The sequence below is a fragment of the Micromonospora sp. PTRAS2 genome (assembly GCF_054052245.1).
This window is the reverse complement of record NZ_JBSWBU010000004.1, coordinates 183,041-195,957: the sequence shown is the minus strand read 5'-3', so window position 1 is coordinate 195,957 and position 12,917 is coordinate 183,041. Positions and strand designations below refer to the sequence as shown.

The window sequence follows — 12,917 nt, the reverse complement described above, 5'->3', positions numbered from 1 at the left end:
CTCCCCGGCTCGTGCGGCGGGCGGTTACCCGGCCCCGGCCGGTTCACCCCTTCGGGGGGATCCCGGTTCACCCGGCCGCCGCCGACGCTGGGGGCACCGGCCGTCGGGCCCGCCGACGGCTGCACGGCGACGAGAGGCTGCATCGGCGACGAGAGGCGGGTGGGACGGATGGGACGGGGCAGGCGGGGCGGTCGGGCGCTGGCCCGTACCGCCGGGGTGGTGGCCGGCGCGGTCGCCGGGGTGACGGTGGCGCGGGTGCTGCGCGGACCCTTCCGGGGTGGCCGCCCGCGCCCGGGCGGCCCGCGCGACGGCTGGCAGGTGGTCACGATCGACCGGCCGCCGGAGCGGGTGCTGCCCGGCGGCCGGTGGCCGGAGCCGCTGCGCCGGCTCGACGGCGCGGTGGAGGTGGCGCAGGGGCCCGCGCCCGGCGGACGCGGCACCGAGCTGGCGGCCCGGCCCGTGCGGGGCGTGCCGGTGACCGGGATGGCCGCCCACCTCGTCGGCGGCGGCGACCCCGCGCCGCTGGTCCGCGAGGCGCTGCGCCAGGCCAAGCAGCTCGCCGAGACCGGTGAGCTGCTGCGCGCGGACCGCTCCCCGCTGGAGGGCCCCCGACCGGCGCAGGCCACCCCGACCGGGCCCGGGACGGGGTGGCCCGGGGCGGCCGGGCCTGGCCCGGTGGGGCCCGGCGACGGCCCGGTGGTGCCCGGATGAGGGCGCTGTGCTGGCTCGGCGCGGACGGCCTGGCGGTGCGGCAGGTGCCCGACCCCGAGCTGCGCAACTCCGCCGACGCGATCGTCCGGGTGCGGCGCAGCGCCACCTGCGGGGCGGACCTGCCGCTGCTCGCCGGGCGGGCCCCGGCGCTGTCCGTCGGCGACGTGCTCGGGCACGAGTTCCTCGGCGACGTGGTGGAGGTCGGCCCCGGGGTCCGGCGGCACCGCGTCGGCGACCGGGTGGTGGTCTGCGCCGCCGTGGCCTGCGGCAACTGCTGGTACTGCCGGCAGGGCCTCTACGCCTGCTGCGACAACGGCAGCACCGGGCCGGCGGCGGCCGAGGCGGCGTGGGGGCAGCCCACCGGCGGCTGCTACGGCCATCCCCGGTCGGCCGGGGGCTTCGCCGGCAGCCACGCCGAGTACGTCCGGGTGCCGTACGCCGACGTCGGGGCGTTCGCGGTGCCGGAGCCGGTCGACGACGACCGGGCGGTCTTCGCCTCGGACGCGGTGCCGGCCGGCTGGCTCGCCGCCGAGCTGGGCGAGGTGTCCCCGGGCGACGTGGTGGCGGTCTGGGGCGCGGGCGCGGTGGGCCAGATGGCCGCGCAGGCGGCCCTGCTGCGCGGCGCGGACCGGGTGGTGGTGATCGACCGGTACCCGCAGCGGCTGGGCCTGGCGCAGCGGCACGTCGGCGCGGAGACCCTCGACTACCTCAGCGTCGACGTCCCGGCCGAGCTGCGGGAACGCAGCGGCGGGCGGGGCCCCGACGTGTGCGTGGAGGCCGTCGGCATGGCGTGGGACGGCACCGAGCCCCGGTCGCTGGCCGAGCGGTTCGCCGCCGCCGCGCTGCCCGGCGTCGCCCCCGACCGGCCGATCGCGGTACGCGAGGCGGTGCACGCCTGCCGCAAGGGCGGCACGGTGGTGGTGCTCGGCACGTTCACCGGCTTCGTCGACACGTTCCCGCTGGGCGCGGTGATGCAGAAGGGGCTGACCGTGCGCGCCGCCCGGCAGCACGGGCAGCGCTGGATCCCGATGCTGCTGGACCGGATGGCGCGCGGCGAGATCCACACGGGGCACCTGGCCACCCACCACCTGCCCCTGGAGCAGGGCGCGCTCGGCTACGACCTGTTCCGCACCCGCGCCGACGGCTGCCTGCGGACGGTCTTCACGCCCTGAGCGCCCATCGTGGTGCCGGTGCCGCCCGGCGGTGGCAGACTCGCGGGATGCGTGAGGATCGGGCGTACGACGTCGTGCTGTTCGGGGCGACCGGGTTCACCGGCGGGCTCACCGCCGAGTACCTCGCCCGGCACGCGCCGCCGGGGCTGCGCTGGGCGCTGGCCGGGCGCAACCCGGCCAAGCTGGCGGCCGTCCGCGGGCGGCTGGCCGGCATCGACCCGGCCCTGGCCGGGCTGCCGCTGCTCACCGCCGACGTCACCGACCCGGAGTCGCTGCGCCGGGTCGCCGGGGACGCCCGCGTCGTCGCCAGCACCGTCGGGCCGTACGTGCACCACGGGGAGCCGCTGGTCGCCGCGTGCGCGCGGGCCGGCACCGACTACCTCGACATCACCGGCGAGCCGGAGTTCGTCGACACCATGTACGTGCGGCACCACGCCGAGGCCGTGCGCACCGGGGCCCGCCTCGTGCACGCCTGCGGCTTCGACTCGATCCCGCACGACCTGGGCGTCTGGTACACGGTCACGCAACTGCCGGCCGACGGGCCGGTCACCGTGGACGGGTTCGTCCGGGCGGGCGGCCGGTTCTCCGCCGGCACGTACCATTCGGCGCTCACCGCGTTGTCCCGGGCCGCCGAGGCGGGCCGGGCGGCGAAGGCGCGGCGGGCCGTCGAGCCGCGCCCGCCGGGCCGCCGGGTCCGGGCGGTGCCGGGCAGGGTCGGCCGGTCGGCGGAGCTGGGCGGGTGGGCGGTGCCGCTGCCGACCATCGACCCGCAGGTGGTCCGCCGGTCGGCGGCGGCCCGGCCGGAGTACGGGCCGGACTTCCGCTACCGGCACTTCGCCGCCGTGCGGCGGCTGCCCACGATCGTCCTCGGCGCGGTCGGGCTCGCCGGGCTGACCGGGCTGGTGAAGGTGCCGCCGGCCCGGCGCTGGCTGCTCGGCCGGCTCGCCTCCGGGCAGGGGCCCAGCGCCGAGCAGCGGGCGAAGTCGTGGTTCCGGGTGCGCTTCGTCGGCTCCGCCGGCGACCGGCGGGTGGTGACCGAGGTGGCCGGCGGCGACCCCGGCTACGACGAGACGGCGAAGATGCTCGCCGAGTCCGCCCTCTGCCTGGCCCTCGACGACGACCTGCCGCCCGTCGCGGGCCAGGTGACCCCGGTGACCGCGATGGGCGACGCGCTGCTGCGCCGCCTGACCGCCGCCGGCCTCACCTTCCGCACGCTGCAGATGTAAGGAAGGGCCCCCTGTTAACGCTTTCGGTATAGGAAGGGTCCCCTGCAAACAACGCCGCCCGGCGGGCGGCGTGCGCGGCGTGGGCGGCGTGGGCGGCGGCTTGACCCTCGACCTGGTGGAGGGCACAGGATCCTCGGCGTGGAGAGCGAACTGCGCAGCATCGGCGAGCTGGCCCGCGCCAGCGGCCTGACCGTCAGCGCCCTGCGGTTCTACGACCGCTCCGGGGTGCTGGTGCCCGCGCTGGTCGACCCGGTCACCGGCTACCGCTGGTACGCCGACGACCAGGTCCTGCCGGCCCGGCTGGTCGCCGGGCTGCGCCGGGTCGGGATGCCGCTGGCGGAGATCGCCGCCGCCGTGCGGCACCGGGCCGAGCCGGCCGTGGTGGGCCGGCTGCTCGACGCGCACCTGCGCCGGCTGGAGGACGGCCTCACCGACGCCCGCCGCGAGCTCTCCCGGGTCCGAGCCATGATCGACCACGAGGAGCACCCCATGACCACCCGTCTCGTCCTGTCCCGCGCCGACCTCGCCGCCGCGATCGACGCGGTCCGCTTCGCCGTCGGCACCGACCCGGAGCTGCCGGTGCTCTCCGGCGTCCTGTTCGACGTGGCCGCCGACGGCGTACGCCTGGTGGCCACCGACCGGCACCGGATGGCGGTGGCCCGGGTCCCCGGCGCGGTCGACGGGCCCGTCCGGCGGCTGCTCGCCCCGGTGGCCCTCGTCGACGCCGTCCGCGAGCTGCTGGGCGGCAGCACCGGCGACGGGCGCGAGCTGCTGGGCGGCACCGGCGACGGGCGCGGGCTGCTGGGCGGCACCGGCGACGGGCGCGCGCTGCCGGGCGGCACCGGTGACGTGGGCGCGGTGCCGGGCGGCACCGGCGACGGTGTCCGCGAGCTGTCGGGCGTCGACGGCGGGGCCGATGCCCACCTGCGCCTGGACGGGGCCGGCCTCACCGTCACCGTCGCCGGCCGGGAGGTCGGCGGGGCCGCCCTGCCCGACGAGTTCCCCGACTACCAGCGGCTGCTGGGCACGCGCGTGCCGGCGTACCGGATCACGGTGGACGTGCCGGCGCTGCGCGCGCAGGTCGCCGGCCGCCCGCCGGCGCGGGTCCTGCGGCACGAGGGCGTCGACGTGCCGGTGACCGTGCTGGGCCTGGACGACGCGGGCGGCCTGCGGGTCCTCGACGGCGCCGCGCTGGCCGACGCCGCGCCGGACGCGGTGCGGCTCGGCGTCAACGGGCGGTACCTGCTCGACGCCCTCGACGCGGGCGACCGGGGGCAGCTCCTGCTGGAGCTGGACGGGCCGATCGCCCCGCTGGCGGTGCGCCGCCCGGACGACGCGGACGCGTACTCCATCCTGATGCCCGTCCGGCTCTGAGCCCGCGCCGCGCCGCGGTGCCGGCGCGCCGCCCGGTGCCGCGCCGGTGCCGGTGCCGGTGCCGGCGCGTCATGTCGGCGACGTCGCGGCTTCCCGCCCCAGGGAACCCGCGATGTCGCCGACATGGCGCGACCGCGTCACGGCGCGACGGTCCCGGCCGGTGGGCTCACGGCCGGGGCCGGGCGGGGGAGGCGGCGACGGTAGCATCGGTGGGTTCCCACCTGAGATTCCCGGACGGAGGCGTACGGAGCGCATGCTCGACATGGAGTTGATCCGGAAGGATCGCGAGGCGGTGGCGACCGCGCTGGCGAAGCGACTGGATCCCGCCGAGGTCAACCGGGCGCTGGACGAGATCCAGCGGCTCGACCAGGAGCGCCGCGCCCTCATCACGGAGATCGACGCCGAGCGGCAGCGCCGCAAGGCCGAGGCGCGGGCGTACGCGGCGGCGAAGCGGGCCGGCACCGCGCCGGAGAGCGTCGCCCCGGAGGCCGAGCGCAAGCAGCTCGCCGAGCTGGAGTCCCAGCTCGACGAGGTGCAGTCCCGGCTGCGTGAGCGGATGAGCGAGCTGCCGAACCTGCCCGCCGACGACGTCGTCCCCGGCGGCAAGGAGGCCAACCGGGTCGTGCGGACGTTCGGCGAGCCGCCGGCGATCGAGAAGGTCCGGGACCACGTCGAGCTGAGCCGCCTGCTGGGCCTGGTCGACCACGAGCGGGGCGTCAAGCTCGGCGGCTCCGGCTTCTGGATGTACACGGGGCTGGGGGCCCGGCTGGAGTGGGCGCTGCTCAACTGGTTGATCGACCAGAACATCGCGGCCGGCTACGACTTCCTGCTCCCGCCGCATCTGCTGCTGGACACCGCCGGCTTCGCCGCCGGCCAGTTCCCCAAGTTCTACGACGACGTCTACCACCTCGACCGGGAGTCCGCCCCGCGCGGGCAGTTCCTGCTGCCCACGGCGGAGACGGCGATCCTGGGTGCCTACCAGGACGAGATCCTGGACACCGCGACCCTGCCGCTGAAGCGGTTCGCGTACACGCCGTGCTACCGGCGGGAGGCGGCCGGTTCGCACTCCGACGAGCGCGGCACCGTACGGGGCCACCAGTTCAACAAGGTGGAGATCTTCCAGTTCACGCTGCCCGAGCAGGCCGCCGCCGCGCTGGAGCAGATGGTCGCCCACGTGGAGGGCCTGGTCGCCCGGCTCGGCCTGCACCACCAGACCAGCCTGCTGTCGGCCGGCGACGCCAGCGCCTCGATGAAAAAGACCCTCGACATCGAGGTGTGGATGCCGAGCACCGGCAAGTACAAGGAAGTGTCGTCGGTGTCCTGGGCCGGCGACTACCAGGCCCGCCGGGCCGCCATCCGATACCGGGAGGCGGGCGGCAAGCAGACCCGCTTCGTGCACACGTTGAACGGCTCGGCGCTGGCCACCAGCCGGCTCTTCCCGGCGATCCTGGAGCAGTTCCAGCAGGCCGACGGCTCGGTGCTGGTGCCGGAGGTGCTCCGCGACCGGGTCGGCACCGACCGGCTCACTCCGGGTCGCTGACCGCCACACTGTCGGCGGGGGTCGGGGTAACCCGGCCCCCGCCGCTTTCGTTACGACCCCGTGCCCTGCCGGAGGTGTTAAGAAGGGGCCCCTGCTCTACCGAATGCGTTAACAGGGGGCCCTTCCTTACCCCGAGCGCAGCGAGGGCGGCGAGGGCGACCGCCAGCAGGGCCGGGCCGGCCGCGTCCAGGGCACCGACGAGGGCCTGCTGGACGCGGGCCGCGGCGACCACCACCGGGTCGCCGAACGCGTCGTGCCGGCCCTCGGCGAGCCGCACCTCGTACCAGCCGTACCAGGCGACGTAGCCGCCGGCGGCCAGCAGCACCAGGCCGCTGAGCCGGGGCACCCACCGGCCGGCCCCGCGCAGCCGGGCCACCACCCGGTCGCGCAGCAGCGCCACTCCGAGGGCGGCCACGGCCACCACGAGACCCATCCCGAGGGCGTACGCGACGAACAGCGCCAGCCCGCGCGGCGTCGAGCCGGCCTGGAGGCTGGTCGCCACGATCGCCAGGAACGGGGCGATGGAGCAGGTCAGCGACGCCAGCGCGTACGCCGCGCCGAACAGCACCATCGACGGCAGCGTGCGGGTCAGCCGGGGCGCGCGGGCCAGCGGGCGCGGGGTGGGCAGCCGCCGCCCGGCGAGCAGCCAGCAGCCGAGCAGCACCAGGCCCACCCCGAGGGTGACGGTGAGCCAGGGCAGCCGGGGGCGCAGCCAGCCGGCCAGCGGCGCGAAGGCCAGCCCGAACGCGCCGAAGACGAGCACGTATCCGCAGGTGAGGCCGGCGGCGGCGGTGAGCGCCCGGCCGAGTGCGGCGCGTCCGTCGCCGGGCCCGGCCACCAGGATCGACAGGTACGCGGGCAGCATCGCGAACCCGCACGGGTTGACCGCGCCGAGCATCCCGGCGGTCAGCGCCAGCAACAGCGGGGCGTCCATCAGGCGGCCGAGGCGGTCAGCAGCGGGGCGGCCAGGCCGACCGGCGGCAGGAGCGGGGCGGCCATCAGCCGGCCTGGGTGGCCAGGGCGGCGACCCGGCGGGTGAGGTCCTCCCCGTCGAGGAAGCCCTGGTGGATCACCTTCCCGTCGCGGTCGATGATCAGGAACGTGCTCTGCTCGACGACCTCGAAGCGCCGCCACAGCTTCCCGGCCGCGTCGTCGAGCTGGAGGGTGCCGCCCAGCTCGAACTCGGTCACGAAGTCCCGCATCGCCGTGCGCTGCCCGAGGCCGGCGACGCCGACGATCGGCACCCGGTCGCGGTACTGCGGGGCGATCTCGGCGACCGTCCACGCCTGGCTGGCGCAGGTGGCGCACCAGGGGGCCCAGAACCACAGCACCACCGGCCTGCCGGCCAGGTCGGCGGCGGCGAACGGCTTCCCGTCGAGGGTGGTGCCGGTGAACCGGAGGCTGTCCGGCACCCGGGCCGGGGCGGCCGGCGTCGGCGGCGCGCCGGTGGGCGTACCGGTCGGGGTCGTCGTGGGGTCGCCGGTGCCGGCGGGCGCGGCGGCGGCCGCGTCGACCGGCGGCCCCGGGGGGTCGACGGCGCAGGACGCCGCGCCCAGCAGGGCGGCGGCCAGGGCGGCGACCAGGGTGGCTGTCCCGGCCCGCCGGCGGCGGGGCGACCGTCCACCCGGGCCGGTCCGGCGGCGCGACGGCCGGCGGAACAATCGCATCCGCGTCTCCCTTCGGTAGCGGGCCGCGCGGGGCGGGGCACCACGGCGGCGCTCCGGCGTCCGACGGTCCCGGGGTGCGCTACTCGGCCTTGACCAGCCGCAGCGCGAGCTCGGGGCACACCTTGACGGCCTTCATGGCGCCCTCCCGCAGCCAGGTCGGCACGGGGGTGGTGGGGAAGGCCGGGTAGCCGTTGCCGTCCAGCCGGATGAAGTCGGGCACGACGTGGGCGCAGAGCCCGTGGCCGTCGCAGCGGGACCAGTCCAGGGTCAGCTTCCTCGGGTCGGCGTCGGGGGCACCGGGCAGGCCCATGACGCCCTTGGTCCGCTTGCCGCACCCCTCGCCCGTGGTGTGCAGCTTCAGGTCGTCGGCGAAGACCTCCATGGCGGAGAGGGCGAACCGGGCGGTGCCGTCGGGGTGGCTGCACGCGCCGCGGCCCTTCACGTCGCCGGCCGCGGCGCGGACGATCTCGACCGGGGCGCTGCCGGAGACGGCCAGGTCGACGGCGCGGGCCAGGTCGGGCAGGCCCATCTTGCAGGGGCCGCACTGCCCGGCGGACTCGCCGGCCAGGTAGCGGACCACCTGGGCGGCCTCGCCGAGGGGGCAGGTGTCGCGGGCCAGCGGCACGATGATGCCCGCGCCGAGGGTGCCGCCGACGGCGGTGAGGCCCTTGCGGGACACCTCGGCCCGCTGCGCGGCCTCGGCGGTGATCCACTTGCCGTGGTACCCGCCCATGAGGATGCCCGGCCCGTCGGGCACCTCGCACAGTTCGAGGATGTCGCGCAGGGGGGTGCCGGCGGCGCACTCGACGACGGCGGGCCGCTTGGCCGCGCCGGTCACCGTGAGCAGGACCGTGCCGGGTTCGTCGTCGGTGCCCAGGGCCGCGTACTCGTACGGGCCGAGCCGGGCGGCGACGGCGAGCTGCGCGTACGTCTCGGCGTTGGACAGCAGGGTGGGCAGGCCGCCGACGCCGGAGTCGCTGGAGCGCTTCTTGGTGCCCGGCGGGATGTGCGGCAGCCCGTTGATGCCGTTGACCAGCGCGCCGCCCTCGCCGGAGATGAACCGGTGCGGCACGGTCACGATGCTGGTGGGCACCGGCATCCGGCGTTCCTGGAGCGCCTCGGTCAGCGACGGCCGACCCACGTCGTCGTCGGCGACGCCGATGACGATCTCGTCGGCGTCCAGCGCGTACGCGACCAGGGCCGCGCCGTCGAGGATCAGGTGCGGGGCCCGGGTGAGCAGCACCTTGTCCTTCCAGCTGGCCGGCTCGCCCTCGGTGGCGTTGACCACGACCATGGCGGAGGCGTCCTGCCGCTCGCAGGACTCCAGCACGGCGCGCAGCTTGCGGGCGAACGGGAAGCCCGCACCGCCCTTGCCCTTGAGCTGGATGGCCTCGGCCAGCCGGAGCAGGTTGGCCGGTTCCATCGGCCCGATGGGGCCGTGCACCTCCTCGTGGGCCATCAGGTCGAGGCGGCCGAACTCGGCGAAGCCGGCGGTGAGCCGGGGCTCGCCGACGCACGCCACGGGGGGCACCGTCGTGCGCATCACTTCGCCTCACCCCGCAGCCCGGCCCAGTACGCGCCGTCGATCGCGTCGGCGTTGGCCCGGTCGCGGTCACGGTCCCGGTCGCGGTCCCGCTTGCGTCGGCCGGGCTTGCCGTCCCCGGCGGCCCGCAGCGCCCGCCGCGAGGCCAGGTCGACCAGGGTCGGGGTGTCGTCCATGGGCGGCAGGTCCTCGGCGACGAACCGGGCCGGGGGCCGCCAGTAGTCGGGCTCCTCCGGGACCTCGTCGTCGACGCTGTGCCGGCCGGACCCGCTGCGCGGGGCCGCGGAGATCGGTTCGGCGGAGACGGGCGTCGAGGACTCCCAGCGGCGCGGGCTGTCCCAGGGCTCCTCGGGCTCGTCGGCGCGCTGGGGCGGCGAGGAGTAGCGGGCGACGAGGTCCTCGTCGTCGCGGCGGGAGCGGCGGCCCGGCGACACGGGGGCGACGTCCTCGTCGCGCCGGGCGCGGCGGGGGCTGGAGACGGGGGCGACGTCCTCGTCGTAGCGGGCGCGGCGACCGCCCGAGACCGGGGCCACGTCCTCGTCGTAGCGGGCGCGGCGACCGCCGGAGACCGGGGCCACGTCCTCGTCGTAGCGGGCGCGGCGGCTCCCCGACACGGGGGCCACGTCCTCGTCGCGCCGGGCGCGCCGGGGGCTGGAGACCGGGGCGACGTCCTCCTCGGAGCGCGAGCGGCGGGGGGCGGAGACGGGTGCGTCCGCGTCGCGCCGCCGCCGGCTCGACCGCTCCTCGGCGGAGTCCGCGCCGCGCCGGGTGGCGGGCTCGGCGGTACGCCGGGCGGCCGACGTCAGCTCGCGCTCGCCGCGGCGGGCCGGGGCGTCCAGTTCCCCGTCGCGGCGACGGGTGGCCCGTACCGGCTCGCGCAGGGTGCCCGGCTCGGGCACCACCGGCACGGTGAACCGCTCGGGGTCGCGTCGCCCGCGGGCGGTGCCGGTCGGCATCGCCCAGGAGCCGGTGGTGGCGGTGGTCTCCGCCCAGCCGCCAGCGGCACGGGTCCGCCCGGTGCGGCTGTCCCGCTTCTCCTCGGCGTCGTCGCGCTTGCGGCCGATCTTGCCGAGCAGCATCGTGGTCGTCTTGCCGTCGTCGGCGGACTTGCCGGCCATCGCCTTGTTCAGGGCGGCGGCCTGGTGCTGCTCGCGGCTGCGCTTGCCGAGGTGCACCGAGAGCCGGACCATCAGCGCCAGCACCACGAGCAGCACGCAGGCGAAGTAGCTCAGGGTCACCCAGGACGCCGCCGGCCGGCCCGCGTTCAGGCCGTGGAACAGGGCGAACGGCCAGGACAGGTACGCCATCGAGTGCAGCCCCCGCCAGAACCACTTGGGGCCGACGCCGACGAACCGGGCCCGGATGATGCCGGTCCACAGCACGCTGACCATGAGGAACGACGCCACCGTGCCGAGCCCGACGTAGAGCCCCCGCCCCCCGATGAACGGCACGAGGGCGTCGGTCGGCCCGGCCCGGCCGATGGCGATCTTGGTGATGACGTGGAACACCAGCCCGGCGACGCCGAGGATGCCGGTGGCCCGGTGCGCCGACTGCAACAGCACCCGGTGCGGGATGCGCAGGACGAGCCGGTCGGTGGCGAGGAGGCCCATCATCACGGTGAGGCTGAGCGACACCAGGGCGACGACGCCGGCGAAGAACTCGGTGAAGAAGAAGCCGTACGCGTACATCGCCGTGCCGGCGCCGGCCAGCTCGACGCCGGCCCAGACGATCGCGAGCGCCGACCCGGCCATCAGTGCGATGGAGGTCTTGGACCTGGTCCGCACCCCGCGGCTGCTGCTCGTGGTACGGACGGTCGTGGCCTTGGTGTTCTGCTGTGCCCGAGCCATCTGCTCCTCGATCGTGTAGCGGCGGCGCCCCCACCGGCCGACCCTGCTCCCCCATCGAGTACGGAGCACCGGGTTCAACGGATCAGCCCCGGTCGCGAAATTTCCCGGGTTTTTCTGCGGCACCGTCGAACCGTCCCGGCGTGGGCTGCGTGTAGGGCGTCCCGCGCAGCGACGCCCGTCCATCCGTTGACACCCGCCGCAACGCGCTTGTAACCTTTCCGAAAATTTCAACACTGACTGCAAGATGCCGGCAAGCAGCAGTTCAGACCGCCCCCTCCCCCGACCCCCGTCAGGAGTCCCCGATGCATCGACGTCGATGCCGCTCGGCGGTCCTCGCCCTGGGCGTGATCGCCGGCCTGCTCGCACCGACCGCCGTGGCGGCACCCCCGGCCGCCGCCGCCCCGGCCGGCACGAAGAAGGTCATCGCCAACCTGTTCGAGTGGAACTGGCCGTCGGTGGCCAGCGAGTGCACGAACGTGCTCGGCCCGAAGGGCTACGGCTACGTGCAGGTCTCCCCGCCCCAGGAGCACGTCCGGGGCAACCAGTGGTGGCTGGCGTACCAGCCGGTCAGCTACCGCATCGAGTCCCGCAAGGGCACCCGGGCGCAGTTCCAGGCCATGGTGAACACCTGCCACGCCGCCGGCGTGAAGGTGATCGTCGACGCCGTCGTCAACCACATGTCCGGCCAGGACGCCGGCGGCACCGGCTGGGCCGGCTCCTCCTACGGCCACTACGACTACCCCGGGATCTACCAGACCCAGGACTTCCACCACTGCGGGCGCAACGGCGGCGACGACATCGCCAACTACAACGACCGGTACGAGGTGCAGAACTGCGAGCTGGTCAACCTGTCGGACCTCGCCACCGAGTCCGACTACGTCCGGTCGAAGATCGCCGGGTACCTCAACGACCTGCTCTCCCTCGGCGTCGACGGGTTCCGGCTCGACGCCAGCAAGCACATGCCGGCCGCCGACATCGCCGCCATCAAGAGCAGGCTGTCCCGCTCGGCGTACCTCGTGCAGGAGGTCATCTACGGCGCGGGCGAGCCGATCCAGCCGACCGAGTACACCGGCAACGGCGACGTGCACGAGTTCCGCTACGGCAAGGACCTCGCCCGGGTGTTCCGCAGCGAGAAGCTCGCGTACCTGAAGAACTTCGGCGAGGGGTGGGGCCACCTGCCCAGCGGCTCGGCGGCGGTCTTCGTCGACAACCACGACACCCAGCGCGACGTCGGCGGGGTGCTCACCTACCGCGACGGCGGCATCTACGCGCTGGCCAACGCCTTCATGCTGGCCTGGCCGTACGGCTCCCCCACGGTCATGTCCAGCTACACCTTCAGCAACCGGGACGCCGGCCCGCCCTCCGACGCCAACAACAAGACCCTGAACACCACCTGCTACTCGGGCTGGGAGTGCGAGCACCGCTGGCGGGTCGTCGCCAACATGGTCGGCTTCGCCAACGCCACCCAGGGCGCGGGCGTCGCCAACTGGTACGACAACGGCAACAACCACATCGCGTTCAGCCGCGCCGGCAAGGGCTACCTCACGATGAACGACGAGGACGGGGCGGTCACGGGGCGCTCGTACTACACGGGGCTGCCCGCCGGCCGGTACTGCGACGTGATCCACGGCGACTTCACGGGCGGCACGTGCAGCGGCCCGGTGATCACGGTGGACGCGAACGGCTGGTTCACGGCGAACGTCCCGGCCCACGACGCGATAGCCATCCACACCGCCGCCAAGCTGAGCTGAGGTGTAAGGAAGGGCCCCTTCTTAACGCTTTCTGTATAGGAGGGGCCCCCTGCAATCACCCCCGCCACCGGCCACCCACCGCCTAC

Annotated in this window: 9 protein-coding genes and 1 pseudogene; 6 read left to right on the top strand and 4 right to left on the bottom strand. The window is 75.7% G+C overall.

Going from position 1 to position 12,917, the window contains the following annotated elements; translation table 11 throughout:
* Positions 1-168 precede the first annotated feature (168 nt).
* The 5 genes and pseudogenes from ACVMYR_RS15865 to serS form a co-directional block, all read left to right on the top strand.
* Positions 169-594: pseudogene (locus tag ACVMYR_RS15865) on the top strand (hypothetical protein); the annotation flags it as partial.
* A 113-nt stretch (positions 595-707) separates the two neighbouring features.
* Positions 708-1,883, top strand: a complete 1,176-nt coding sequence (locus ACVMYR_RS15860; protein WP_457122122.1) for a zinc-dependent alcohol dehydrogenase — start codon at positions 708-710, stop codon at positions 1,881-1,883.
* Positions 1,884-1,930: 47 nt separating this feature from the next.
* Positions 1,931-3,109: a saccharopine dehydrogenase family protein gene (locus tag ACVMYR_RS15855; protein WP_077938843.1), complete on the top strand. Its 1,179-nt coding sequence runs from the start codon at positions 1,931-1,933 to the stop codon at positions 3,107-3,109.
* 150 nt (positions 3,110-3,259) lie between these two features.
* Complete coding sequence (locus ACVMYR_RS15850; RefSeq protein WP_228986867.1) at positions 3,260-4,483, top strand: DNA polymerase III subunit beta family protein; 1,224 nt, start codon at positions 3,260-3,262, stop codon at positions 4,481-4,483.
* Positions 4,484-4,736: 253 nt separating this feature from the next.
* On the top strand, positions 4,737-6,023 hold the full coding sequence (gene serS, locus ACVMYR_RS15845; protein ID WP_077938841.1) for a serine--tRNA ligase: 1,287 nt from the start codon (positions 4,737-4,739) through the stop codon (positions 6,021-6,023).
* Here serS and ACVMYR_RS15840 read toward each other — a convergent pair.
* The 4 genes from ACVMYR_RS15840 to ACVMYR_RS15825 form a co-directional block, all read right to left on the bottom strand.
* Entirely contained in the window at positions 6,007-6,960 is a 954-nt protein-coding gene (locus tag ACVMYR_RS15840) for a cytochrome c biogenesis CcdA family protein (protein WP_457122296.1), read from the bottom strand. The genes serS and ACVMYR_RS15840 overlap by 17 nt on opposite strands.
* A 61-nt stretch (positions 6,961-7,021) precedes the next feature.
* Positions 7,022-7,690 carry a TlpA family protein disulfide reductase gene (locus ACVMYR_RS15835; RefSeq protein ID WP_457122121.1) on the bottom strand — a complete coding sequence of 223 codons (669 nt, stop codon included), beginning with the start codon at positions 7,688-7,690 and terminating at the stop codon, positions 7,022-7,024.
* A gap of 79 nt (positions 7,691-7,769) precedes the next feature.
* Complete coding sequence (locus ACVMYR_RS15830; RefSeq protein ID WP_043966916.1) at positions 7,770-9,236, bottom strand: NADH-quinone oxidoreductase subunit NuoF family protein; 1,467 nt, start codon at positions 9,234-9,236, stop codon at positions 7,770-7,772.
* Positions 9,233-11,080 carry a hypothetical protein gene (locus ACVMYR_RS15825; protein WP_457122120.1) on the bottom strand — a complete coding sequence of 616 codons (1,848 nt, stop codon included), beginning with the start codon at positions 11,078-11,080 and terminating at the stop codon, positions 9,233-9,235. The genes ACVMYR_RS15830 and ACVMYR_RS15825 overlap by 4 nt, the downstream gene beginning before the upstream one ends.
* A gap of 302 nt (positions 11,081-11,382) precedes the next feature.
* On the opposite strand from ACVMYR_RS15825, the gene ACVMYR_RS15820 reads away from it, so the two are divergent.
* On the top strand, positions 11,383-12,831 hold the full coding sequence (locus tag ACVMYR_RS15820; RefSeq protein WP_457122119.1) for an alpha-amylase: 1,449 nt from the start codon (positions 11,383-11,385) through the stop codon (positions 12,829-12,831).
* Positions 12,832-12,917: the final 86 nt, after the last annotated feature.